Genomic DNA, 23,445 nt, shown 5'->3' on the forward strand with positions numbered 1-23,445 from the left:
GGCATTTGCTAAGCAGTCGCCAAACGAAAACAACGCTCGGCAGGGCATCGAAAGGGCAGTGCATGACAGATCGAAAACCGAAACTGCGGATCGCCGTCGCGCTGGCCTCGGTGCTGCTTGTGCTGGCGGGCTGCGGCTTGGCGCAGCGGCGCTCGGCCCAGGATTGCATGGAGCGGGCGATGTATTTCGAATCCAACCGCTCCAGCAGGGACGGCATGGTGGCGGTGGGCAGCGTGGTCATGAACCGGGTCGAATCCGGCCAGTTTCCCAATTCGGTCTGCGGCGTCGTCGGGCAAAAGGGACAGTTCGCCCGGGGCATCATGTCGCGCGAGATGAATCCCCGCTCCATGCCGCTGATCCGCGACACCGCGCGATCGGTTCTGCGCGGAGAGCGCCATCCCCTGATCGGCAACGCGATGTTCTTTCACACCGCAGGCTACCGGTTTTCCTATGACAACATGCATTACGTCCTGGTGACCGGCGGCAATGCCTTTTACGAGAAACGCAAAAGCCATCTGGTGACCCGGCCGGTTCCGCCGCCGCCGATCGAGGGGATCACCCGCCGCTAGGCGGGCAGGGATATTCCCCCGGGGCCGGGCTTGCGGCTGCTTGCGCTTGTCCGGCGATGGTGCCATTTTGCCCGCGAATTCGGGCCGCTGCGGCGCCTTTGCAACAGATCTGACGAGGCATGATGCGTATAGCCGCCGTTACCCTTCGCCGCGCGACTGGCGCTCCGATCAAGACGAATACCGGGAACTACATGTTCACCGAGGCCGTCTACCGAAACCTCGATGCCCAGGTCGAATGGGTGGGGTTTCGCTTCACGCCCGAGGCGGTGAACGAGAAATTCGATGCCGTCATCGTTCCGGCGGCGAACTGGCTGAACGCCAACAGCGATTTCGCGGATCTCGCCCGCCGGATCGAGCAGCTGACCATTCCGGTGACCTGCGTCGGGCTGGGCACGCAGGCGCCGTCGCTGGACAGTCTTGAGGTGGATATTTCACCCTCGGCGCTGGATCTGGCGCGGGTGCTGTCGCACAAGAACGCTTCGATCTCGCTGCGCGGCGAATTCACCCGCGCGGTGCTGGCACGGCACGGGATCACCAATACCGTGGTGACCGGCTGCCCGTCGCTTTACATGGATGTCGCGGCGCGCAGCGATGACGGCGCAAATGGCGGCATCGTGCTGCAGGGAACCCGCTATGTCATGGCGCGGCCGGTCCTGCGGCGAAAGCTCTTGGACAACGACATCTTCCGCATCGCGGGACGCGGCAATTACGACATCGTCTACCAGTCCGAAAAGCTGGAGATCGCCTATCTGGACGGCACCGGCCGCGAGGGCTGGGAGCAGGCCGCACATGACAGCGGCCTGCCGCAGCTTTACGGTTTCGACAGCGCCCCGGCGATGCGCGACTATCTTGAGCTGCGCGGCCGCGTGTTCACCAATATCGACAGCTGGTCGGATTATCTGAAAACGAAAACCGCAGTTGTCGGCAGCCGGTTGCATGGCGCGATCCTGGCGCTGAACTCGGGCGTTCCGGCGCTGCTTCTGCCCCATGATTCCCGGACCCGGGAACTGATCGACTTCGCCGGCATTCCGACCGCCGATCCCGACACGGTTCTGGATGTCCGTAATGCCCGCGTCACGCTGCCCGGGAACCTGGCCGAAATGGTGCGGGCCTATCGTGACAGGCGCGCCCGGAACAAGCGGATCTATCAGGATTTCCTGGCCGCGAACGGGCTTGCGTTCCGCGACAGCCGGCCAGAGCATGACCGGGCCGGATTGCTGGCCGTCTCATAGCCGTTTTCGGCCCAGGGCAGCCTGTCGCTCGGCGGATTTCCGGCATTGCCGGATATGGGCCGTCTGGCGAAATCGTGTCATTCGTGTAGCCTTGTGGATGTAGCAAGGAGCCGTGGCCATGTCCCGAAAGAATGCCCGTTACGTCATCGTGCCCGACGACAATGTCTTTAACGACAGCATGGAAACATCCAGCTTCCGGCTGTTCCGCGCCATGCATTCCCGGCTGTTCAGAAAGCCCGGCGCCGCGCTGATGTCCAGCGTGGCCCATGGCGCGGGGACGGGCACGGCGCCGGTGATCCGGCCGCGGCTGCGCGTGATGGAGACCGAGGCCGGGCGCATCCGGCTGATCGATTCCATCGGCGAGAACGAGGCCTCTCTGGTCAGCATGACCCCGGATCAGGCGCGCGAATTGCAGCGCGCCTATCCCGGCCTGCGGGTCCGGCGCGAATTGCTGCTCTATCCGCTGCGCTATGGCCAGATGAACATCATCCGCAAACAGGCCAAGCCGGCGGCCTTTCGCTCGGCCAAGGAACTGTCGCTGCGCTGCGTGGACGCGGTCACCGGCAAGCCGGTTGCCGGGGCCTCGGTCGTGGTGGTGCTGGACAGCCGGCGCGGCTTTGGCATCTCGGATGTCGAGACCGACAATGACGGAGGTTTCAGCACGCCGTTGCCGGCGGGACAGAAACGGATCGACGCGGTGATCTGCCAGCCTCTGGCCGGCTACTGGCCGGCCGGGGCCGAGGCGATCCCGGTCGAGGACGAGGGACCGACCGAGGTGAACCTGTCGCTGGTCCCGATCGCCGGGGATTTTCAGGACGGGCTGGACCGGATGCTGGCCCCGGCGCAGCCTGCCGACGGGCAGGGGGTCAGGGTCGCGATCATCGATACCGGCGTCGATCCCGCCGCCGGCTTGAACCTGGGACGCGGGCTGAACACCACCGGGACCGAGCCCGCCGATGAATGGTTCGACAATGGCGCCGGGCATGGCACCCATGTCGCGGGCATCGTCGCCCGGATCGCGCCGGCGGTGACGCTGCATTCCTATCGCGTTTTCGAGGCCGGGCAGGACGGCGCCGCCGAATTCGCCATCGCCCGCGCCATCCGCCAGGCGATCGAGGATGGCTGCGACATCATCAACATGAGCCTGGGCCAGGCCTCCGAGCCGGTGGCGATTTCGCGCGAGGTGCGGCGGGCGCGGGCGATGGGCGTGGTGTGCATCGCGGCCACTGGAAACGACTATATGGCGCGCGTTTCGTATCCGGCGCGGTCGGGCGTGGTGGTGGCCGTCTCGGCCGGCGGCGTGCTGGACACATGGCCCGAGGGCGCGATCACCGCGCGCAACATCGCCGAGGATCCGGCGCCTGTCGGGGATAGCTTTTTCGCCAGGTTCAGCAATATCGGGCCCGAAGTGGACTTTATCGGACCCGGCGTTGGTATTATATCTTGGGTCAGCAAGGACTCGAAAGGGGTGATGGATGGCACCTCGATGGCCTGTCCGGCCGTGGCCGGGCTTGTTTCGCGGCTGCTGTCCCGAAATCCCGATATCCTGTCGGCCGAGCGGAACCAGCAGCGCTCGGACGACATTATCAAGATGGCGAATAGCCATGCTGTTCCGATCGGCTTCGGCGCGGAATACGAAGGCGCCGGGCTGATCGATCAAGGGTGATGGGAATGAAAACGCAAAGCAAATCGACCGAGAACTGCATATTGGTCTATTCCGACGACCGCGATCCCAGCCGCTCGGAAACGGCCGAATTGCTGGACCATCTGAAGCCGCTTCCCGCCGAAGAGGTCGTGCCCGGCACGATCCGGGTCAAGGGCAGTGTCAAAGAGGTGCGCGAGTGCATCGGCGATCTTGCCGACTGGCAGGTCTCGAAGGAAAAGATCTTCAAGCTCAACCCGCCGCACAAGGCGCAGCTGCGCTGAGGCGGCGCGGCTTCGGCCCGGCCGACACGCCGCAGGCCCTGCGGGTGACCGAGGCGCTGCGGCCGCTGCAGGATTATGACGACCGCCGGGGCTATGATCCCGGCTTTGTCCTGCCCGACACCCCCTTGCCCCTGCCGGGAGCGGGCCGTTGGGCCGATGATCTGGCGCCGCTGACGCCCGAGGCACGCCGCCCGGGCCAGGATGTCAGCGAATTGCGCTATACGCATTTCTCGGTCCGGATGTCGCAGTCGCGGGGCCTGCCGCTGTTCAGCGCCTGCAATATCGACGGCGCGCAATCGGATCGCGAGGTGCCGCGCGATGACACATGGCGGCGCGATCCGCGGATCGATGCCCGTTTCCAGAACCTGCGCGAAGGCTATGGCGACGAGCGTCGGGGCCTGTTCAGCCGCGGCCACATGACCCGGCGCGAGGATCCCAACTGGGGCGATGCCGATACCGCGCGGCGCGCCAATGCCGATACGTTCCACATCACCAATGTCGCGCCGCAGCGTCAGGGCTTCAACGGCGGCATCTGGCTGCAGCTGGAAGATTACGTCATCGACAATGCCGACCGCGCCAATCTGAAGGTGAGCGTGATCACCGGCCCGTTCCTGACCCCCGAGGACCCGGTTTACTACAACCGCCCGATCCCGGTGGCCTTCTGGAAAATCCTGGCATTCGTCCATGCCGGCACGGGCGAGCTGACGACCATCGGCTACCGCCGCTCGCAGATGGACTACCTGCCGCGCCCCTCGGGCGGGCGCTTCGTCTTTGGCGATTTTCAGGACAGTCAGGTGCCGATCAGCGCCATCGCGCAGGAAAGCGGGCTGGACCTGACACCCTATGCCGATCTGGACGTGATGGCCGCGGCCGCCCCGGAAATGGAGATCAGGCTCAGCAGCGTTTCGGATTTCTATCTGCGGCGCTGAGCGCCGGGGCGCCATAAGCGGGGCAGGGCGCGCGCAGCAAAACGGGCGGCCCGGATATCGGGCCGCCCGGTGATCATCGGTCGGGTCGTTGCGCCTAGAAGGTCTTGTTCAGCGACATGTAGAAAGCGCGGCCCGGCTCGTTATAGGTATTGGCGCCGGTACCCGAATCGGTGCGCAGGATGGTCTTGTCGAACAGGTTGGTGACCCCGCCCGACAGGCGCACGGTGTCGGTGACGTTCCAGACCGTGCCAAGGTTGAACAGCGTGTAGCCGCCACGCTTGGTGGTTTCCTCGAATTCCGAGCCGGTGGTCGAGTTGATGCTGGCCGCGTCGATCTCGCCGTAATGGGTGGCCGACAGGGTGACCGTCACGTCGTTCGTCGCATACCAGTCGAAGGCGGCGTTGACGGTGTAATCCGGCACCAGGCTCAGCGGCTGGCCGTCATCCTTTTCGGATTTGATCATCTTGGTGAAGTTGGCGTTGAACGCGAAACGCTCGCCGATCTGGGTCGAGAAATTGCCCTCGAGCCCCGAGATCGTCGCCTTGCCCTGGTTTTCCCAGCGATACAGGCGGTTGGTGGTGGCGCCTTCGTTATACTGGTAAAAGCCCGAACCGATACGGTTCTTATAGTCGTTGTGGAAATAGGTCAGGCTGGCATTGATGCCGTTCCGGCCGGTATAGGCGATACCGATTTCCTTGTTCAGACTGGTTTCGGCCTCCAGATCCTCGTTGCCCAGAACGTAGCAGGGGCCGTCGACCTGCGCGCCGTCGATCCAGGGACAGCCGTTTCCGCGCGTCACATAGACGAAATTCGGGTTCAGCTGGAACAGGTTCGGCGTCTTGAAGGCGCGGGCGATGCCCACCTTCATCGTCCATTCGTCGTTGAACTGATAGGTCGCGTTCAGGCTGGGCGACCAGTTATTGCCGAAATTGTCGTTATAGTCGAAGCGCAGGCCGGGCGTCAGCGTCAGCTTGTCGTTCCATTCGATATTCGCCTCGGCATAAAGGCCGATGGTGTATTGGTCGGATTCCGGGTCGCGGTCAGCGGAATCCGCGGGCACGCCTGTATCGTCGACCAGCGAATCGTCCAGCCCGCCACGGATCGAGATGGCATCATCCATGAACTCGCCACGATATTCCGCGCCAAAGGTCACCCGGCTGTTCTTGGTGCCAAGCTGCATCGGCAGGATCCATTCGGTCTTGGCCGTGACGTTGTCCAGTTCAATGGTGCCGAACTTGGTGGCGTCGTTCTCGCCATCGCCATCGGTATCGACGCAATAGGTGATATTGTCTTCACCGCCGCCGGCGGTTCCCGAGCAAAGGCGGGTATTGCGGGTGTTTTCCCACTGGAGATAGCTGTTCGATTCGCCGAAATCATATTCGCCGCGATGGGTCACCGACAGCGCACGGCGATAGGTCCGGTTGGTTTCCTCATCGAGCAGGTTGGGGGCATTCTCGTCACTGCTCGACGGGGTATCCTGTATCCTGCCGTTGCGCGAATCGCCGGCATAGATATTGCCCTGGCGCGAGAAATTTCCTTCGAAATCGATGACATGGCCCGGCGCGACGTCCCAGCTCAGCAGGCCGCCGATATCCTTGTTGCGCACGCCTTCGGAGCCGGCCAGCGGGTCGAGATCCACCAGTTCCCCATCTTCATCGTAATAGGGCTCGGGGTCGGGGTTGATGTCGGTCGCGTCGCGATCCGTCTTGTTGATATTGCCGAACAGACGGAAGCTGAGGGTTTCCGAGATCGGCCCGCCAATCAGGAAGTTCAGCCGGCGGGTATCCCCCTCCTTGCTGCTTTCGGGATATTCCAGATGCATGCCGATCTGTCCCGAAAAGGTCTCGGGACGCTTGGTGATGATATTGACCACACCGCCCGAGGCGCCCGAACCATAGCGCGCCGCCGCCGGGCCGCGGATGACCTCGATCCGCTCGATCATTTCCGCCGGCACCCAGTTCGAATCGCCGCGCGTGTCACGCTCGCCGCCGCGGCTCATCTTGACCGAGTTGCGCGACATCACCGGCTTGCCGTCGATCAGGATCAGCGTGTTTTCCGGGCCCATGCCGCGAATGTCGATCTGGCGCTGGTTGCCACGCTGGCCGGTCGCGGTGGCGCCGGTCAGGTTCACACCCGGCATCTTGCGGACGATTTCCGAGATATCGTTGGTAACCGGCTGTTTTTCTATGTCTTCCTCGGTGATCTGGGACACGCCCAGAGACTGCTTGACCTGTTCTTCCGCAGTCAGGACGACCTGTTCCAGCACGACGACGTCATCATCGCTTTCGACGCTGTCCTGAGCCCAGACCGCTGTCGAAGATCCGGCCAGAAGCAGGCTCAGCGCCGTGGATGATATGATTCTTTGTCTGAGTGAGCGCATCACCAGCCCCTTATTGTGACGAAATTGTAAAGGCTGGCTGGTGGCTCGCGCGCTGACGTTTAGTAAACATTCTCAAAAAGGGATAGTGGTTCCCGCGGCCCGGCGCTGTCATGCATGGGAAAAGTTGCGAATTGAGCACAGATCGCGGAAACCGCGTTTGTGACACACCTTGCCCGGCGGGATGGAGCCGCCTCGATTCCGGCCTGAGCAGGCGGTTTTTTCCGCGCCTTGCATTCTGCCACGGCCGCGACAGGCTTGCCGCGCTTCTTCGGGGCGGCTAAGCGCCGGTCATGGAAGCGGTGGACATTGTCATTCTGGGCGCCGGCGCGGCGGGGTTGTTCTGTGCGGGATCGATCCTCGGCGAAGGCGGCGGGGCGGCCCGCGTTCTGGTTCTGGATCACGCCCGGGCGCCGGGCGAAAAGATCCGGATTTCGGGCGGCGGGCGGTGCAATTTCACCAACCTCGCGACCGAGCGGGATCGGTTCCTGTCGCGGAACCCGCGCTTCTGCGCCTCGGCGCTGGCGGGGTTCCGGGCGACCGATTTCGTCGCCATGGTCGATCGCGCGGGCATCGCCTGGCACGAAAAGACACTTGGCCAGCTGTTTTGCGACGGCAGCGCGCGGCAGATCATCGACATGTTGCTGCACCGCATGCGCGGGGCCGAGTTGCGGCTGGAAACGGCGGTGCAGGGGGTTTCGCGTCAGGGCGACCGCTTCATCGTCGCCACTTCGGCGGGGCCCATTTCGGCCCGGCATGTGGTGGTCGCGACGGGCGGCAAATCGATTCCGAAAATGGGGGCGACCGGCATCGGTTACGAGATCGCCCGCAGCTTCGGCCTCGACCTGGTCGAGCCACGCGCCGGGCTCGTGCCGCTGACATTCGCGCAGCAGGATCTGGACCTGTGCCGCCCGCTGGCCGGCCTGTCGGTCATCGCCGAGGTCAGCCATGGCGCGGGCAAGCGCCGCGCCAGCTTTCGCGACGGTCTGCTGTTCACCCATCGCGGCCTCTCGGGTCCCGCCATCCTGCAGATCTCCAGCTATTGGCAACCGGGCGAGATGATCACCGCGGATCTGGTCCCCGGCGTCGATATCGCCGCGGCGCTGCGCGACCAGCGCGGGCAGGGCGGACGGATCTCGCCCGCGGTCGCATTGACCCGCTGGCTGCCCGCGCGACTGGCCGATGCGATTGCGGCAGTAACCGGATTGCAGGGCGCCCGGCTGGCCGATCAGGGCAACGCGGCGCTAGACCGGCTGGGCGCGCGGATCAATCGCTGGGCGTTGCGCCCGGTCGGTTCAGAGGGGTGGCGCACGGCCGAGGTAACGCTGGGCGGTCTGGATACGGCGATGCTGCATTCGCACAGCATGGAGGTCAGATCCGTGCCCGGGCTCTATTTCATAGGCGAGGTCGTGGATGTGACCGGCTGGCTCGGCGGCTATAATTTCCAATGGGCATGGGCCTCGGCCCATGCCGCGGCGCGCGCCATTGTCGCGCCGCCGGCCTAGGCGGTGTCATCAACTGAGCCAAATGCTTGCAGCGGCGAACTTGCGAGGTTCCTCGCTTGACGCCTGGGGCTGTAACCAGCAGCCCCCGTTTCAACATCATCCCCCTGCGGGATGACCGCATTCATGACCACCAGAGCAACACGAGTCCATTGCAGCATCTAGTCCTTCACCCCCTGTGGTGCGGGCTGCGGGGCGCGCAGCTTGTGCAGCGCCGCCATCAGCACAACGGGCAGAAGTGCCGCGATGACCAGAAGGTTCGCGCCCGCCCAGCCATAGCGCGTCACGATCACCCCCGGCAGAAAGGCTCCGATCATAGCGAAGACGCCGATCGCAAGGTCGTTGACAGCTTGAGCCGGCAGCGAATGCCCGGGCGCCACGCTTTTCGCGACAAGGTACGAGCCGCCGACATAGGTCATGTTCCAGCCCAGCCCCAGCGTGATCAGACAGACCTGAAGCACGGAAACTGACATCGGATTGAGAAAGGCGATGGCAGAGGTCGCCAGCAGAATGACACCGCCCGCAAGTGCGACGCTGAATGCCCCGACCTGCGCGATGATCCGCCCCATGACCAGAGACGGCAGGAACATCGCCAGAACATGCCACTGAATCGCAACAGAGATATCTTCGTAGAGACAGCCCAGTTGCTCCATCGTCAGCGACGAGGCGATCATCAACAGGTTCATCGCGCCATAGCCGATGGCGGCAAAGCCCGCGCCGATCAGGATTCGCGGCTGACGGAGAAGCTCGGCAAGCTCGCGGCGTCCGAACCCGGCTGGTGCCCTGGCGAAAACCGGCAGCCTGGTCGAAACCAGAAGGCAGAAGGTCACCGCGCCAAGGGCGAGGATGCTCAGATAGGCCGAGGCGAAAAGATCCGCCGAAAAGATCGCCTGCCGCGACAGCACGGGGCCGATGATCGCGGCGAATGTGCCGCCGAAGACCACCAGTGACATCGCCGAGGCGCTGCGCTCGGGGCGGGCGACCTCAAGCGCGGCGAAGCGATAGAAGTTCGCGTTCGCCAGCATCACCCCCAGGGCAAGATGGGCAAGGCACAACAGGATCGGGTCCGAGCGCAGGACCGCGAAATAGCCAAGAAGCCCGCCTATCATGCCGCAGGTGGCAGCCGCCAGAAAGACCGGCTTGCGACCATGGCGGCTCATCAGCCGTGCCGAAGGATATGTGGCCAGAAGCAGCGCCAGAAACTGCAGGCCATAGGGCACCGTTGCCATCGCCCCGGTCCAGCCGACATGGCCGGCCACAAGTGCCGAGGCGGTCACCGAAATCACCGCCGCAGAAATCCCCAGGCCATTGCAAAGCGCCAGCTTGACAACAGAGGCAAAGCTCTGCTGCCCGGGTGGGGTGGCTTCGGTGATTGCGTCAGGCATGTGCCGGCTCCTTGCTGTCGATGGGCGCGGCGGGACAGCCGCAGGGCAGATAGGCCTCGCCACTGTCATAGGCGAGGGTCAGGATCAGGGCGTCGGGATGGGACGCGGCCAGCCGATCTGCGCAGGCATAGTTCGCGCCGCTGGTCATGCCGGGCAGAAAACCGATCTCGGTGGCCATGCTCGCCTGCCCGGCGCGGGCGCTTGCGCCGTCGATCTGGTGGATACCGTCGACCAGCGCCAGATCGAGGAACGGCGGGCGCACGCCGACCGCGAAGCCCTCAAGCGGATGGTCGCAGAAACTGTTCGTCGCCAGATCGCAGCCTTCGGGCATGACCAACTGGCACGAGACATTGTCGAACGCCCGTTTCAGGACGGTCGCAATTCCCTGAAAGCTCGCACCCGTCCCCGCGCCAAGCACGAGGATAAGGGGTTGGTCCTTCTGCAAAAGCGGGCGAATCTGGGCCGCGATCTCGGGGCCCGTCTCGACCAGATGCGCGGCCAGATTGGCCTGGTTCGAGAACTGATCGGTGAAGAAATACCGCTCGGGCTGTTCCTCGACCAGTTTCAGCACCACCTCTTTCGGGCTCATCCCGGCGCGCAGAAGGTCGTCATGGATGACACGCGCGCCATAGCGCTCGCACAACGCCCGCTTGATCCGCGAGAACGACAGCCCGATCACCAGATCGACGCCGATGCCATGCTGCGCTGCCTCGAAGGCCAGCCCGACCCCAAGGTTGCCGCCCGATTTTTCCAGGATGCGCCGAGGCCCGCCGGGGCTGAGATCCCCGTTCGCAATGGCCTGGCGGATAATATGGCGCGAGGCGCGAGCCTTGTGGCTGGATCCCGGCTGCAGCGCCTCCATCTTGACGAGGATATTGCCCTTGCGGCGGAGCGGCGTTTCAACCTGCATGGCGTGTCTCCTCGACAAAGCCGGAGATGGCAGATTCGGCAGGATGCACCGCCCTGACCCGCGCACCGGCGGGCGTGTCGCAGGTGACGACAGCATGGGGACCGATAAAGGCATCGTCGCCGACATGCACATTCCCCAGGATCCGCGCGAATGAGCCGATCTGGACCCGGTCCCCGATTGTTGGATGCCGCTTGATGTCCGGATTGCCCGAAATCCCGCGCGCCCCCAGCAATACGCCGTTCAGCACATAGCAATCGCTGCCGATCTCGCAGGTCGCCCCGATCACCGTATTGGTGCCATGATCGACGACGAAGCGGGGGCCAAGCCTTGCTCCGGGATGAATCTCGACCCCGGTCAGCGCCCGGCTGTAATGACCGATCGACATGGCCTGCCTCCGCATCTCGATAGAGCTCTGATGCCAGTGCCAATAGGCCAGCCGGTAGCAGAGTGTCGCGACATACGGGGAGTGCTGCACAAGCGCGAAACGCGGCTCTCCCATCAGCGCGGGATCACGCCCGACATAGGCAAGAAGGTCCTCGGCTGCGGCCGCGATGACCTTGTCATAGCCTTTGCTCGGAAAATCCCGCTGCTGAACCCCGGCGGTCGCGGCCCGATCGAGGGGGAAGAGCTCTCCGACGAACTCGTGAATGCGGTCCTCAAGAAGCATGAAGTTTCCTAACTTTTACAAAAATGACAGAAAAAAGATCGTTCAAGCGGCTTTTCGGGGACATTTAGTCTTTCGAAAATTGTCTGGGTCAACCAGTATATTGTCGTCAAGACGATTCATTGGCGGAAGATTGCATGTGGTCGCCAATCCTCGAAACGGGAATCCCGAAGCCGGCCGCCATCGTCCGGGCCTTGCGCCGTGCCATAGAGAACGGTGATCTTCTGGCCGGCGCGCGCCTGCCGCCGCATCGCGAGCTTGCGCATGCACTGGGCGTGAACCTGTCGACCGTCACCCGTGCGATGAACGATGCGCGACGGGAAGGCCTTGTGGCGGCCGAGGTCGGGCGCGGCACGTTCGTGATGCCGACAAGCGATGCCGCGACGATCTTTGCCCAGACGATCAGCCGACAGGAACTGACCGATCTGTCCTCGATCTCGCCCCCGCCACTTGGCGAGGAACTGATCCGGGGGGTCATGCGCGATGTCGTGGCCGATGAGCCTGACATCATCGGCTATCCCCGGATGCATCACCTGAGCGCCGGTTTCGATGCGGTCGTCGACTGGTTTCGCTGGCGCAACATGACGGTGTCCCGCGATCAGGTTGCCCTGACCGCCGGGGCGCAGGCCGCCCTTCACGCCGTGCTCTCTTGCGCGATGCAACCCGGCGAAAAGCTGCTGGTCGAGGAGTTCACCTTTCCGGGCGTGAAATCCATCGCAAAGGTGCTTGGCCTCAGGCTGCATGGCGTCGCCTGCGACGCCCAAGGGCTTCTGCCCGAGGCGCTGGAGCAGGCAATCGGCGCGACCCAGGCCAGGGCCATCGTCGCGGTTCCGAACATGCAGAACCCGACCGGATCGACGATGCTCTCGGCGCGCCGCCAGGAGATTGCCCGTGTGCTTGACCGCCATCGCCTTTTGCTGATCGAGGACGATGTCTATGGCAGCCTTGCCGACATGCCGCCGCTGGCCGCCGAGGTCACGGGCGATCATGTCGTCCTGAGCAGCCTCTCGAAGACCGTCGCGCCCGCCCTTCGCTTCGGGTTCATCGCGGGATCGCATCCGGTCGTTCAGCAGCTGCGCGAGGATGTCAGTCTTTCAAATTGGCCGATTGCCATGGTGAGCCTTCTGACAGCAAGCAGGCTGATCCTCTCGGGTGAGGCGATGCGGCTTGCCAGGAAGCAGAATGCGGTGCTGCAAGAACGCTGGCAAATCGCGCGGTCGGTTTTTCCGATGAAGCAAAGGCCCGCGACGCATATCTGGCTGAAGGTCGCGAATGCCAGGGATTTTGTCGAGACCGCCCGGTCGAGCGGAGTGCTGGTCATCCCAGGCCCCTATTTCGCTACATCGCCGCATCGGTCCGAATTCATCCGCGCCTCGCTTTGCGGCGTGACCGAACCCACCGCACTGCGTGAAGGGCTGGCGGTTCTGTCCCGATTGGGCGCGCAGATTGCGGTGTAGGTTCGGGAAGCTGCCGGGGCAGAGTTTGGGCAGTACGATGCGGGCATGGCCGCTGTCAGAGCGAGAAGCTATGCCGCTTGGGTTAATTGTCCCAACCTGACTTAACCCTCAAACGACCTGTCCGCAGCCGTTTTCCGGGGGTGACCGTAGATAACCCGTCCTTGGCGTTGCGGAACAATGGTTCACGTTTTCCGAATATGGGTACGGGTTCGATCGAGACGTGTTAGAGTAAGGCGACATGTGATATCTCCTCCAGCGCACCAGCATTCCAGTTGCATTTTCTGTTTGATCTGGACACGCCTTGCCGCAGCCTGATGCGCCCTTCGCCAAAGTGGCCATGCGATGATTTGAGCTGGCTGGATCTGCCGCTGTGCCATACGGTCGGCGATCCGGCCATGCCACGAGCGTGTTTCGTTGTGACCGAGACCGAGTTCGTTTTCTGCGCTCTCGAAACTCTGTCCTCGACCGCCCGTCGATGCCCTTCAACCTGCGCCAGGGTTTCCATGGACGTGCCCTGCGGAGATCAGCCGGAAAAGAAAGCGAGCCCACCATCGGCAATGTGGCGGCGGATCAGCAAGCCCCGTGTCCAGAGGCCCGTGAAATGCGCGCCAAGATCACAGGCATCGAGATCTGCCAGCTCCGGACAGACCCAGTCATGGAGCCGCTCTCCCGTCGTGCCGAGGCCAGCCGACAGGCGACGCCAGGTCGCGGCGGGCAGGCCTTCGGCGATTTCCTTTGCTGTTCCTGCGACAGCGAATGGTTTCCCCAGGGAGTTGAAGGCATGCTTGGCACTGAGACCGGGAACATATCCCTTTCCGGCACGATGCAGGGCCATTCCGATGTCCCCGGCACCATGAACACGATCGGCAGCCACCCAGGCGGACGGAATACCCTCTGCCAGCGCCCGCCCGATCATGGTGCGGGCAATCGCGGGCCTGGTTGCAAAGCCGACCTTCTGCGGCACATGGGTCTTGCGGCGCCGTTCGGGATCATCCGCCCGGACCTTCGGCAGATAGAGGGCCCGGCCGATGACGACATGGCCATGGCGTGAGACATGGGAAGCGAAGACCCCGATCCGGCAATTGGTGATCCTACCCGCCGAACCGGTGTACTGTCGTACCACACCACAGCAGGCATGGCCCTGTTTCAGAAAGCCGTTCGCCGGGCAAATGATTCACTGGATTCTTTGCTTAACCGGTTCACCATCAATCACCAGCACCGCATCAGGATCCGCCAGCGCTTCCAGCGCATAGTCGCGGAAGATGTCATGCAAGACATCGGCATCGTTCCTATCCGACTTGTCGATCACAGCAATGAAGGGAATGATGCCACGCTTCTCGACCAGCCATCCGAGATTCTCGGCGTTACCGTAGGTGGTGTCCGCAGCCAGCCAGTCCGGACGGATCTCGAACCGCTTTTCCCTCCTTTCCCGCATTGTGCGCGAAGCGCCGACTTCGGCCCAGCGGATCGCCCGCGTCGCCTCGACATCCATGAAGACCGAACTCTTGGCGTCGATCAGGTAATTGGTGGTATAGGCAAAATGTGGGCGGCTCTCTTCGGCTCGGGTCCACTGTGCGGCCGGATAAGATCTGGCCACGAACTTCGGCTGGACCGGAGATGCAGCCCCGAACGCCGATCACCAGCATCCGGATGATGAGTTCGAGACCGATGGAGGGGCGGCCAAGATGAATGAAAAAGGGCCGCAGCACGTCCCGCAGGCCCTCACCGTCCAGGAATAGATCGATCTGGTCAGGCCGCCGACGGAGGGTGAGCTCTTGCTGTCTTTCTTCGGGCGCAATGCGGCCGAATATGGCATGAGTGCGGCAGGGTTGCTGGTCCATGGACTGTCAGCGGGCCAACAGGACGGGGCAAGCCCGGGCGGGGCTTCGATCCGGCTTGCGGATCAGGACCTGGGCGCGCTTTCGTATCTGCTTCGGCAGACACCCGAAGCGTTGCAAGCCTTGACGCTTACGCACGCATTTCCGTCGCTGGCTCAAATGGATACCGGCGAAGATGTGACGGATGGCCGGCCGCGGATCAACTGATGTCCGTTGTATCTGCTGGAGGACGGGGCAGGGGGCGGAGATCATCATCTACGACTGGATTGGGCTCTGGCGCCGATCACCATGTGTCGCTCGTACGACCGCCCGCTGAACGAACGCTGCCAATGCTGCTATCGCTTCTATACGCAGGGTTTTCGCGCTATGGGGACAACTTGCGCTGATCTGTCCGCACTGTCTGGTGCCGCTGGGTGCGGCGCACGGCTTTGATTTCGTGAGCAATCATCATGTTCTTGACTGGAAACGAAACAAGGTGTTGCCGTGTTTCTGGCGACGGCTGAACCGCTACGGACGCGCTTTTCTCATGGCACATAAAAGCGCCCGCGCCAGAGCAAGACGCAACGCCTGTGCCAGGAACTCCGAGCGATCCTCGACATAGTGCTCCGTGCGAAACCCCCAAGCAGGATACGGCCCGTCGATCTGCTCCGCAACGCCCATTTCCCGGCACCGGTAAAGCTGCGCGAGGCCGAGCGACAGTGCGGTACTGGAGGACTGCTTTGAGGAACTGAGATTCGGTCCGGCTGCCGCGGCACGCAAGGGCAGAATTCGGTCGAGGCTTACGACGACATGCAGTTCCATCTGCTCAGCATGACCAGACTAACAGTATTTCAATAGTCGCAGCAGGCGGCGAACCTATGGGAACGCGCCCAGGAATTGCTGCACGGCGAATCTCATGATTGGTCTCTCATTAAAGCGATGGAATCCGTGATAATCGGAATTATGTAACAACTTGACTTGCCCATGAAAGCCGGCATGCCGACAATTGCACCGCAAGCCAGCCTCGCATAGTTATTCGGTCATGTCAGACAATATCCAGGGAAAGGAATAGCCATGGCCGTTCGTCCGCCGGTTTGCGAGTTTGGTGCCGCGGCGCCCGATTTCAGGCTGCCCGATCCCGATGGCCGCATGTACAGCCTTGACGATATCGCCGGGCCGCGCGGTACGCTGGTCATGTTCATCTGCAATCACTGTCCCTATGTTCAGGCGGTGATCGACCGCATCCAGCGCGACGCGGCCGATCTGCAAAAGCTGGGAATCGGCGTCGTCGCGATCTCGGCCAATGATGTCGCGGAATATCCGCAGGACGCCCCCGCGCAGATGAAGGCCGAGGCAGCAAGGCACGGGTTCAGCTTTCCCTATCTCTATGACGAAAGCCAGCAGGTCGCGCGCGCCTATGGCGCCGAATGCACGCCGGATTTCTTTGGCTACAATGCCGATCGGGAATTGCAATATCGCGGCCGTCTGGACGCCTCGGGCCGCAGCCCCGGCGCCCCGGATGCGCGGCGCGAACTTTATGAGGCGATGGTGCAGATCGCCGAAACCGGGCAGGGTCCGCGTGAACAGGTTCCCTCGATGGGCTGTTCGATCAAATGGAAGGCCTGAATGAATACCTGTCTTGCGCCCTGCCCCGTCGTTTTCGATCTTGACGGCACGCTGATCGACAGCGCGCCCGATATCCATGCCAGCGCCAATGCCGTGCTGCGCATGAATAGCGCCGGCCCCCTGACGCTGGATCAGATCCGCAGCTTTGTCGGCGGCGGCGTGGACATGCTCTGGCGGCGCATCATCGCGGCGACGGGCCTGCCGGCCGAGTCGCATCGCGACCTCGTGGCATCCTTCATGACGCGCTATCACGACGCCACCGCGCTGACGCGGCTTTACCCGAATGCGATCGAGGCCCTGGGCGTCCTGGCCGATCGCGGTTATCCGCTGGGGATCTGCACCAACAAGCCGATGGGTCCGACGCGCGCGGTTCTGGATCATTTCGGTATCACGGGGCTGTTCGCAACCGTGATCGGCGGCGATTCCCTGCCGCAGAAAAAGCCCGATCCGGCCCCCTTGCGCACGGCCTTTGCCGCCCTGGGCGCCGATCCGGCGCGGCCGCGCGGCATTTTCGTCGGCGACAGCGAATTCGACGCGGAAACGGCCAGCAATCTCGGCGTGCCGATGCTGCTTTATCTGCAAGGCTACCGCAGGAGCCCGGCCGAGGCTCTTGCGCATCGCGCTGCTTTCGACGATTTTCGTCAATTGCCGCTGCTGGTCGAGGAAGCCGCCGCCATCTGACGGCACGCCTGCCCCGCCTGACAGCGCGCCGAAACGGGGCAGCCGGTCGCCAGCGGCGTCGTCCCATTGCCCGAATGCCCAAGGAGTTGCCATGGACCTGCGCCAACTGACCCCGGAACTTGCCGTATCGTCGCAGATTTCGCCGGCCGAGCTGCCGGCCCTCGCCGAAGCCGGTTTCAAGGTGCTGATCAACAATCGCCCCGATGATGAGGTCGGCTCCGAGGAAAGCCATGAAACCATGCGCAGCGCGGCCGAGGCGGCCGGTCTCAGATATTTCTTCATCCCCTTCATCCCCGGCCGCATCACCCCCGAGATGATCTCGGCCCAGGCCGAGGCATTGGCCGGCCCCGGCGCGAAAGTGGCCTATTGCCGTTCGGGCAACCGTTCGGCGGTGCTCTGGGCGCTGACTCGCGCGGGGCAGGAACCCGCCGACAGCCTGCTGGGGACCGCCGCACAGGCCGGGTACGACCTTTCCGGGCTGCGGCCGATGATCGAATCGCTGGCCAGCCGCGAGGGCTGAACCGAAGACGGCACGGAACCCACGATGCTTTCGGGCGTTTTTCAGGCGAATGCCCGGAAACCGGACGATATCCTGCTCCGGCGGGCCAAGGTTAAGGAAACGTCATGAACTCGATCATCTATCTCGTCGGCCTTGTGGTCATCGTGCTGTTCATCCTGGGCATGCTGGGGCTGCGCTAGCCTGCCCCAAGATTGATGCTGGCGTTTCGGCCGGCTCTGCGTTACCCGGGGCGCGACTTCTGATAAAGGCCCGCCCCATATGGACATCCGCAATATTGCGATCATCGCCCACGTCGACCACGGCAAGACCACGCTGGTCGATCAGCTGCTGAAGCAATCCGGCAGCTTCCGCGAAAACCAGGCCGTGGCCGAGCGGGTGATGGACAGCAACGATATCGAGCGCGAGCGCGGCATCACCATTCTGGCCAAGGCCACCTCGGTCGAATGGAAGGGCACCCGGATCAATATCGTCGACACGCCCGGCCACGCCGATTTCGGCGGCGAGGTCGAGCGAATCCTGTCGATGGTCGACGGCGTCTGTCTGCTGGTCGATGCCGCCGAAGGCCCGATGCCGCAAACCAAGTTCGTCACCTCCAAGGCGCTGGCGCTTGGCCTGCGCCCGATCGTCGTGCTGAACAAGGTCGACAAGCCGGCGGCCGAGCCCGACGACGCGCTGAACGATGTCTTCGACCTGTTCGCCAATCTCGGCGCCAGCGACGAGCAGCTGGATTTCCCGCATCTCTATGCCTCGGGGATCGGCGGCTGGGCCGATGACAGCCTCGAGGGGCCGCGCAAGGACATGTCGGCGCTGTTCGACCTGATCCTGAGCCATGTCGAGCCGCCGAAACAGATCGCCCGCCAGTCCGAGCCGTTTCGGATGCTGGCCACGACATTGGGCGCCGATCCGTTCATCGGCCGTATCCTGACCGGCCGGGTCGAGGCCGGCCGTGCGAAAGCCGGCGATACCATCAAGGCCCTGTCGCGCGACGGCGAGCGGATCGAGCAGTTCCGCATCTCCAAGGTGCTGGCGTTTCGCGGCCTGACGCAGCAGCCCATCGACGAGGCGGTCGCGGGCGATATCGTCTCGCTTGCCGGGATGACCAAGGCGACGGTGGCCGACACGCTTTGCGCGCCCGAGGTCGACACCGCCCTGCCCGCCCAGCCCATCGACCCGCCGACGATCAGCGTCACCTTCGGCATCAATGACAGCCCGCTCGCCGGGCGCGACGGCAACAAGGTGCAATCGCGGGTAATCCGCGAACGCCTGATGAAAGAGGCCGAATCCAACGTCGCGATCAAGGTCGAGGACACGCCGGGCGGCGAAGCCTTTGTCGTCTCGGGGCGCGGCGAATTGCAGATGGGCGTGCTGATCGAGAACATGCGCCGCGAAGGGTTCGAGCTGTCGATCAGCCGCCCCCGCGTCATCTTCCGCGAGGAGGACGGCCAGCGCCTGGAACCCATCGAGGAAGTCATCATCGACGTGGACGACGATTTCACTGGCTCGGTGATCGAAAAACTGACCGGCGACCGCAAGGGCGAGATGGTCGACATGCGCCCCGCCGGCCATAACAAGACCCGGATCGTCGCGCATGTCCCCTCGCGCGGCTTGATCGGCTATCATGGCGAGTTCATGACCGACACCCGCGGCAATGGCGTGCTGAACCGCATCTTTCACGGCTGGGCGCCGTACAAGGGGGCGATCCAGGGGCGCCGCCAGGGTGTGCTGATCAGCATGGAGGACGGCATCTCGGTCGCCTATGCGCTGTGGAACCTGGAAGAGCGCGGCAAGATGTTCATCGGCGCGCAGGAGCAGGTCTATCAGGGCATGATCATCGGCGAGCACTCGCGCGACAACGATCTGGAAGTGAACCCGCTCAAGGGCAAGAAACTGACCAATGTGCGCGCATCGGGCACCGATGAGGCGGTGCGCCTGACGCCGCCGGTCCGCATGTCGCTGGAGGAAGCCATCGCCTATATCGACGATGACGAGCTGGTCGAGGTCACGCCCAGGAATATCCGCCTGCGCAAACGCTATCTCGACCCGCATGAGCGCAAGCGGCAAGCCCGCGCGGATGCTTGATTTTTTTGATTTACCGGGCTTCCGCATTGACTGAACTCTGGTAAAGTCGTCCTTAGGTAAGCCTGGGGAGCGGACGATGGAAGGCCGGGGTAATGTTTACCAGAACCTGATCTTTGCCGCCCAGAAGGTTCTGGAGGAAACCGGGAAATTGCCCGCCACCCCGCAGGCGCTGGCCGAGGCAAGCGGGGTCGGCGAAGAGGATGTGGAGAACATCTTTGGCAGCACCGACGAGTTGCTCGAAGGGTTGCTTTATCATTCGGTCACGCTCCTCAACGATGCCGTCCGGCAGGGCGTGATCGACGCCGATACCGCGGATCCGCTGGAACAGATGCGCGCCATCGGGCATGCCTATCTGACCTGGGCGGATCGGAACCCCAGCCTGTTCCGGCTGGTTGTCACCGGCCTGAACGGCGAGGTCAAACCGGACAGCACGCTTTATCGCTTTACCACATCGATGCGCGATCTCTACCACCGCAAGCTGGCCGAGATGCAGCGGCTCGGCAAGCTTTCCGCCACGGCGGATATCGAGATATGCGTGATGATGCTGCATTGCCTGGTCAAGGGCGGGAACATGATGTTCCTGACCCGCGACACCGATCCATGGTTCGCGGATGACAGCCGCCCGACGCCGGTGCTCGCCGAACTGATATTCTCGGAATTCCTGAAAAACCTCGCCGGCGCGCGGAATCCGGAAGCCGTGCCGGGCTGAAGGGCGGCAATCGCCCGCTGGTCAGATCTGGCGCTCGGGCAGGTTGACGACCAGCCCGTCAAGCTCCGGCGTGACCTTGATCTGGCAGGTCAGGCGCGACCGTTCGGGATCGGGCTCATAGGCGAAATCCAGCATGTCCTCTTCCATCGGATCCTTGGCGGGCAGGCGGTCGACCCATTCCGGCGCGACATAGACATGGCAGGTGGAACAGGCGCATGCGCCGCCGCAATCGGCATCGATGCCGGGCACGCCATTGTCGCGCGCCCCCTCCATCACGGTCATGCCGGGCTTGACGTCGATTTCATGGGCGGTGCCGTTATGCTCGATATAGGTGATCTTCGCCATGGGTGCCTTCCTTGCGCTTCAACATGCAAATAAGTGATCGGGACAGGCGTGAAAAGCCCCGGCCGCATCAGGACCGTCGTTCGGCGCGCAGCGCCTGCAGATTGGACAGCAGGATGATCGCGCCGCCAAGGAAGACCCAGATATCAATCAGCTCGGCATAGACAAGATAACCGACCAGCGCCGCCAGCGGCACGCGCAGGAAATCCACCGGCATGACGATCGAGGCATCCAGACGCCGCAGGGCCTGCGCCATGCAGTAATGCGCGCTCAGCGCCCCTGCCCCGGCCACGACCATCCAGGGGATGTCCGAAACATGCACCGGACGCCAGTCGGTCAGTGCCGCGATCAGCCCCAGCGGAAGCTGGATCAGGATCATCCAGGCGACGATGGCGCCGGGCGAGTTTTCCCGCGTCAGCCGCTTGACCAGCACCAGCGACAAGCCGTAGCCCATCGCCGCCAGCAGCACCAGGCCGGCGGCCGGATCGACGATCCCGATCCCGGGCCGCACGATCACCAGAACGCCGATGAACCCGCCCAGCGTCGCCAGCAGGCGCGCCCGCGTCAGCCGCTCGCCCAGAAGCGCCCAGGCAAAGAAGGCGACCCAGATCGGCATGGTGAATTCCAGCGCGAAGACCGAGGCCAGCGGCAGCACCACCACACCGATGGTCCAGAAATACTGGGCGGTGAAATGAACGGCGTTGCGCAGGACATGCATCCGGAACTGGCGAAGGTGCCGGATCTCGGGCCAGAGCCGGCGGATGAACAGCGCGATGACGAACAGCCCGACCAGCGCGCGAAAGAACAGCACCTGCCTGATCGACAGGGCCGCCGCCAGTTCCCGCGAACCGACGGACATGGCGATGAACGAGCTCATGCTGAGCGCCATCCAGCCCAGACCAAGCCATAGCTCGCGCCTCGAGACCGCGTCTGTTGCGGGAATGCCCGGATTGCTCATGTCATGCTCCTGCCGAAAGACCAGCATGGAGCTATAGCCTCGCGACAGGGAAACGCAATCGCAAACGGCCCGCTTTCGGCGATGAGGCATGCCCGACAAGGCCCGCGCAGGGCCGCCGGCAGAGCCCCCTGCCCGCCTAAACCTTGCGCAACGCCAGCACGGCGTTCAGCCCGCCAAAGGCGAATGCGTTGGACAGCACCGCCCCGACCCGCGCCTCGCGCGCCTCGTTGGGCACGACATCCAGCGCACATTCGGGATCGGGTTCCTCATAGCCGATGGTGGGCGCGATCACGCCATCGCGCAGCGCCATGATACAGGCCAGCAGCTCGACCGCGCCGGTGCCGCCGATCAGATGCCCGTGCATCGACTTGGTCGAGGATATCATCAGCTGGTCGGCATGGTGGCCGAAAGCATGCGCCACCGCCGCGCATTCCGTCTTGTCATTGGCCGCCGTGCCGGTGCCATGGGCGTTGATATAGCCAACCTCCTCGGGGCGCATATGCGCATCCTGCATGGCGCCGGTGATGGTGCGCTGCGCCCCGATGGCCGAGGGCATGACGATGTCCTGCGCATCGGCGGACATGGAAAAGCCCACCACCTCGGCCAGGATATCGGCGCCGCGCGCCGCGGCATGTTCCCAGTCCTCGAAGATGAAGACGCCGGCGCCCTCGCCCTGCACCATGCCGTTGCGGGTGGCCGAAAACGGCCGGCAGGCATCCTTGGACATGACGCGCAGCCCTTCCCAGGCCTTGACGCCGCCAAAGCACAGCATCGCCTCGGAGCCGCCCGTCAGCATCACCGTCGCCGCGCCCGAGCGCACCATGTTGAACGCCATGCCCATCGCATGGTTGGAACTGGCGCAGGCCGTGGCCACCGTGAAGCTGGGCCCCAGAAGCCCGTATTCCAGGCTGACATGCGATGTCGCGGCATTGTTCATCAGCCGGGGCACGACAAAGGGATGGACGCGGTTCTTGCCCTCTTCATAGACGGTGCGGTAGTTTTCGTCCCAGGTGTTCATGCCGCCGGCGGCGGTGCCCAGGACCACGCCGGAACGCAGGCCCAGCTCGCCCTCGAAGACCAGCCCCGACTGTTCGACCGCCTCGCGCGCGGCCAGCAGGGTGAACTGCGTGAACTTGTCGTAAAGGACGATCTGCTGGCGGTTGAAATAGGTCTCCGGCTCCCAGTCGCGGACCTGACCGCCGATCCTGACCATCAGCCGGTCGACATCGCGGAAATCAAGCGGCCCGATGCCGCAGCGCCCTTCGCGCATGGCCTCCAGCGTCGAGGGTACGTCGCGCCCCAGGGCGTTGATCGTGCCCATGCCGGTGATCGCGACCCGGCGCATGCCATTGGCATGCCGCCCCATGATAACGCGGCCCAGCATGGTGCGCGCGGCCTTGGTCGCGCTTTTCATCTTGCCCTTGACCTTGCCCGGTTTGCGCGCGGATTTTGCGGGCTTCTCGCCCTTGGTCTTCTTGGCGTTCATGCCTTTTCTGCTACCAGCTTCTCGACGGCCGCGACAATCGCGCCAAGGCTCGATATGTCGAAATCCGATTGCTCGGGCTCATTGGCGTTGAAGGGCACCGAGATGTCGAACTCTTCCTCGATGGCAAAGATCGATTCGACCAGCCCAAGGCTGTCGATGCCGATATCCTGAGGCGACATGTCGAGCTTCAGCTCGGATGGGTCCAGCATCGCCTGATCGGCAATGATCTGGATGATGCGGTCGCGATAGTCACTCATCTGGGTCTCCGTTCAGCCA

At 63.6% G+C, this 23,445-nt stretch carries 22 protein-coding genes and 2 pseudogenes; 13 read left to right on the forward strand and 11 right to left on the reverse strand.

Annotated features, from left to right (window positions below; genetic code table 11):
* The first annotated feature begins 62 nt into the window (after positions 1-62).
* The 5 genes from IT41_RS07040 to IT41_RS07060 all read left to right on the forward strand — a co-directional run bounded on the left by IT41_RS07040 (position 63) and on the right by IT41_RS07060 (position 4,656).
* The gene (locus IT41_RS07040; RefSeq protein WP_036739858.1) at positions 63-569 is read left to right on the forward strand and encodes a cell wall hydrolase; all 507 of its coding nucleotides are present in this window, start codon (positions 63-65) and stop codon (positions 567-569) included.
* Between the two features lie 119 nt (positions 570-688).
* The gene (locus IT41_RS07045) at positions 689-1,801 is read left to right on the forward strand and encodes a polysaccharide pyruvyl transferase family protein (RefSeq protein WP_081967484.1); all 1,113 of its coding nucleotides are present in this window, start codon (positions 689-691) and stop codon (positions 1,799-1,801) included.
* Between the two features lie 118 nt (positions 1,802-1,919).
* The gene (locus IT41_RS07050; protein ID WP_036739862.1) at positions 1,920-3,467 is read left to right on the forward strand and encodes a S8 family serine peptidase; all 1,548 of its coding nucleotides are present in this window, start codon (positions 1,920-1,922) and stop codon (positions 3,465-3,467) included.
* Between the two features lie 5 nt (positions 3,468-3,472).
* Positions 3,473-3,727: a hypothetical protein gene (locus IT41_RS07055; protein ID WP_074948024.1), complete on the forward strand. Its 255-nt coding sequence runs from the start codon at positions 3,473-3,475 to the stop codon at positions 3,725-3,727.
* A 44-nt stretch (positions 3,728-3,771) separates the two neighbouring features.
* Positions 3,772-4,656, forward strand: coding sequence for a DNA/RNA non-specific endonuclease (locus IT41_RS07060; RefSeq protein WP_052081328.1), 885 nt, complete (start codon positions 3,772-3,774; stop codon positions 4,654-4,656).
* Positions 4,657-4,750: 94 nt separating this feature from the next.
* Here the strand turns inward: IT41_RS07060 and IT41_RS07065 are convergent, their stop codons facing one another.
* Positions 4,751-7,036: a FepA family TonB-dependent siderophore receptor gene (locus IT41_RS07065; RefSeq protein WP_052081329.1), complete on the reverse strand. Its 2,286-nt coding sequence runs from the start codon at positions 7,034-7,036 to the stop codon at positions 4,751-4,753.
* A 290-nt stretch (positions 7,037-7,326) separates the two neighbouring features.
* Here IT41_RS07065 and IT41_RS07070 point away from each other — a divergent pair, with 290 nt between their 5' ends.
* Positions 7,327-8,538: a BaiN/RdsA family NAD(P)/FAD-dependent oxidoreductase gene (locus IT41_RS07070; protein WP_036739864.1), complete on the forward strand. Its 1,212-nt coding sequence runs from the start codon at positions 7,327-7,329 to the stop codon at positions 8,536-8,538.
* Between the two features lie 158 nt (positions 8,539-8,696).
* Here the strand turns inward: IT41_RS07070 and IT41_RS07075 are convergent, their stop codons facing one another.
* The 3 genes from IT41_RS07075 to IT41_RS07085 are packed head-to-tail and all read right to left on the reverse strand — an operon-like array spanning position 8,697 to position 11,497.
* The gene (locus tag IT41_RS07075) at positions 8,697-9,920 is read right to left on the reverse strand and encodes an MFS transporter (RefSeq protein ID WP_052081330.1); all 1,224 of its coding nucleotides are present in this window, start codon (positions 9,918-9,920) and stop codon (positions 8,697-8,699) included.
* Positions 9,913-10,830 (reverse strand): PLP-dependent cysteine synthase family protein, encoded by a 918-nt coding sequence (locus tag IT41_RS07080; protein ID WP_052081331.1) that lies wholly within the window; start codon positions 10,828-10,830, stop codon positions 9,913-9,915. The genes IT41_RS07075 and IT41_RS07080 overlap by 8 nt, the downstream gene beginning before the upstream one ends.
* The gene (locus IT41_RS07085; RefSeq protein ID WP_052081332.1) at positions 10,820-11,497 is read right to left on the reverse strand and encodes a serine O-acetyltransferase; all 678 of its coding nucleotides are present in this window, start codon (positions 11,495-11,497) and stop codon (positions 10,820-10,822) included. Before IT41_RS07085 ends, IT41_RS07080 begins: the two co-directional genes overlap by 11 nt.
* 134 nt (positions 11,498-11,631) lie before the next feature.
* Here IT41_RS07085 and IT41_RS07090 point away from each other — a divergent pair, with 134 nt between their 5' ends.
* Positions 11,632-12,951 (forward strand): aminotransferase-like domain-containing protein, encoded by a 1,320-nt coding sequence (locus IT41_RS07090; protein WP_052081333.1) that lies wholly within the window; start codon positions 11,632-11,634, stop codon positions 12,949-12,951.
* A gap of 392 nt (positions 12,952-13,343) precedes the next feature.
* Here IT41_RS07090 and IT41_RS19805 read toward each other — a convergent pair.
* Together IT41_RS19805 and IT41_RS22035 are read right to left on the reverse strand one after the other, a co-directional pair.
* Positions 13,344-14,242 (reverse strand): annotated as a pseudogene (locus tag IT41_RS19805) (IS701 family transposase); the annotation flags it as partial.
* Between the two features lie 27 nt (positions 14,243-14,269).
* Positions 14,270-14,587, reverse strand: a pseudogene (locus tag IT41_RS22035) (IS5/IS1182 family transposase); the annotation flags it as partial.
* Between the two features lie 139 nt (positions 14,588-14,726).
* On the opposite strand from IT41_RS22035, the gene IT41_RS21275 reads away from it, so the two are divergent.
* Positions 14,727-14,996, forward strand: coding sequence for a hypothetical protein (locus IT41_RS21275; protein WP_036739875.1), 270 nt, complete (start codon positions 14,727-14,729; stop codon positions 14,994-14,996).
* Between the two features lie 300 nt (positions 14,997-15,296).
* Here IT41_RS21275 and IT41_RS07110 read toward each other — a convergent pair whose 3' ends face one another.
* Positions 15,297-15,590: a hypothetical protein gene (locus IT41_RS07110; RefSeq protein WP_036739882.1), complete on the reverse strand. Its 294-nt coding sequence runs from the start codon at positions 15,588-15,590 to the stop codon at positions 15,297-15,299.
* Positions 15,591-15,842: 252 nt separating this feature from the next.
* Between IT41_RS07110 and IT41_RS07115 the strand changes: the two genes are divergently transcribed.
* The 5 genes from IT41_RS07115 to IT41_RS07135 all read left to right on the forward strand — a co-directional run bounded on the left by IT41_RS07115 (position 15,843) and on the right by IT41_RS07135 (position 20,383).
* Positions 15,843-16,394, forward strand: coding sequence for a thioredoxin family protein (locus tag IT41_RS07115; protein WP_036739885.1), 552 nt, complete (start codon positions 15,843-15,845; stop codon positions 16,392-16,394).
* Positions 16,395-17,075, forward strand: coding sequence for a phosphoglycolate phosphatase (gene gph, locus IT41_RS07120; RefSeq protein ID WP_036739887.1), 681 nt, complete (start codon positions 16,395-16,397; stop codon positions 17,073-17,075).
* Between the two features lie 91 nt (positions 17,076-17,166).
* Complete coding sequence (locus tag IT41_RS07125) at positions 17,167-17,595, forward strand: protein tyrosine phosphatase family protein (protein WP_036739889.1); 429 nt, start codon at positions 17,167-17,169, stop codon at positions 17,593-17,595.
* A gap of 258 nt (positions 17,596-17,853) precedes the next feature.
* Complete coding sequence (gene typA / locus IT41_RS07130) at positions 17,854-19,674, forward strand: translational GTPase TypA (RefSeq protein ID WP_036739891.1); 1,821 nt, start codon at positions 17,854-17,856, stop codon at positions 19,672-19,674.
* Positions 19,675-19,750: 76 nt separating this feature from the next.
* A complete protein-coding gene (locus tag IT41_RS07135) occupies positions 19,751-20,383 on the forward strand; it encodes a TetR/AcrR family transcriptional regulator (protein ID WP_052081334.1) in 633 nt (210 codons plus the stop codon).
* Between the two features lie 21 nt (positions 20,384-20,404).
* Here the strand turns inward: IT41_RS07135 and IT41_RS07140 are convergent, their stop codons facing one another.
* From IT41_RS07140 to IT41_RS07155, 4 genes are all read right to left on the reverse strand, one after another.
* Positions 20,405-20,728 carry a 2Fe-2S iron-sulfur cluster-binding protein gene (locus IT41_RS07140; protein ID WP_036739893.1) on the reverse strand — a complete coding sequence of 108 codons (324 nt, stop codon included), beginning with the start codon at positions 20,726-20,728 and terminating at the stop codon, positions 20,405-20,407.
* A 67-nt stretch (positions 20,729-20,795) separates the two neighbouring features.
* Complete coding sequence (locus tag IT41_RS07145) at positions 20,796-21,683, reverse strand: DMT family transporter (RefSeq protein WP_197055982.1); 888 nt, start codon at positions 21,681-21,683, stop codon at positions 20,796-20,798.
* 136 nt (positions 21,684-21,819) lie between these two features.
* Positions 21,820-23,028, reverse strand: coding sequence for a beta-ketoacyl-[acyl-carrier-protein] synthase family protein (locus IT41_RS07150; RefSeq protein ID WP_036740051.1), 1,209 nt, complete (start codon positions 23,026-23,028; stop codon positions 21,820-21,822).
* A gap of 137 nt (positions 23,029-23,165) precedes the next feature.
* Entirely contained in the window at positions 23,166-23,426 is a 261-nt protein-coding gene (locus tag IT41_RS07155) for an acyl carrier protein (protein ID WP_036739896.1), read from the reverse strand.
* Between the last annotated feature and the right edge of the window lie 19 nt (positions 23,427-23,445).

It is taken from the genome of Paracoccus halophilus (assembly GCF_000763905.1).
Taxonomy (GTDB): domain Bacteria; phylum Pseudomonadota; class Alphaproteobacteria; order Rhodobacterales; family Rhodobacteraceae; genus Paracoccus; species Paracoccus halophilus.

Coding starts and splice junctions, on each gene's coding strand:
- IT41_RS07090 (WP_052081333.1), top strand. CDS start 11,632: ATGTGGTCGCCAATCCTCGAAACGGGAATCCCGAAGCCGGCCGCCATC.
- IT41_RS07050 (WP_036739862.1), top strand. CDS start 1,920: ATGTCCCGAAAGAATGCCCGTTACGTCATCGTGCCCGACGACAATGTC.
- IT41_RS07065 (WP_052081329.1), bottom strand. CDS start 7,036: ATGCGCTCACTCAGACAAAGAATCATATCATCCACGGCGCTGAGCCTG.
- IT41_RS07075 (WP_052081330.1), bottom strand. CDS start 9,920: ATGCCTGACGCAATCACCGAAGCCACCCCACCCGGGCAGCAGAGCTTT.
- IT41_RS07150 (WP_036740051.1), bottom strand. CDS start 23,028: ATGCGCCGGGTCGCGATCACCGGCATGGGCACGATCAACGCCCTGGGG.
- IT41_RS07140 (WP_036739893.1), bottom strand. CDS start 20,728: ATGGCGAAGATCACCTATATCGAGCATAACGGCACCGCCCATGAAATC.
- IT41_RS07115 (WP_036739885.1), top strand. CDS start 15,843: ATGGCCGTTCGTCCGCCGGTTTGCGAGTTTGGTGCCGCGGCGCCCGAT.
- IT41_RS07145 (WP_197055982.1), bottom strand. CDS start 21,683: ATGAGCAATCCGGGCATTCCCGCAACAGACGCGGTCTCGAGGCGCGAG.
- gph (WP_036739887.1), top strand. CDS start 16,395: ATGAATACCTGTCTTGCGCCCTGCCCCGTCGTTTTCGATCTTGACGGC.
- typA (WP_036739891.1), top strand. CDS start 17,854: ATGGACATCCGCAATATTGCGATCATCGCCCACGTCGACCACGGCAAG.
- IT41_RS07055 (WP_074948024.1), top strand. CDS start 3,473: ATGAAAACGCAAAGCAAATCGACCGAGAACTGCATATTGGTCTATTCC.
- IT41_RS07040 (WP_036739858.1), top strand. CDS start 63: ATGACAGATCGAAAACCGAAACTGCGGATCGCCGTCGCGCTGGCCTCG.
- IT41_RS07125 (WP_036739889.1), top strand. CDS start 17,167: ATGGACCTGCGCCAACTGACCCCGGAACTTGCCGTATCGTCGCAGATT.
- IT41_RS07070 (WP_036739864.1), top strand. CDS start 7,327: ATGGAAGCGGTGGACATTGTCATTCTGGGCGCCGGCGCGGCGGGGTTG.
- IT41_RS07110 (WP_036739882.1), bottom strand. CDS start 15,590: ATGGAACTGCATGTCGTCGTAAGCCTCGACCGAATTCTGCCCTTGCGT.
- IT41_RS07135 (WP_052081334.1), top strand. CDS start 19,751: ATGGAAGGCCGGGGTAATGTTTACCAGAACCTGATCTTTGCCGCCCAG.
- IT41_RS07045 (WP_081967484.1), top strand. CDS start 689: ATGATGCGTATAGCCGCCGTTACCCTTCGCCGCGCGACTGGCGCTCCG.
- IT41_RS07085 (WP_052081332.1), bottom strand. CDS start 11,497: ATGCTTCTTGAGGACCGCATTCACGAGTTCGTCGGAGAGCTCTTCCCC.
- IT41_RS07155 (WP_036739896.1), bottom strand. CDS start 23,426: ATGAGTGACTATCGCGACCGCATCATCCAGATCATTGCCGATCAGGCG.
- IT41_RS07080 (WP_052081331.1), bottom strand. CDS start 10,830: ATGCAGGTTGAAACGCCGCTCCGCCGCAAGGGCAATATCCTCGTCAAG.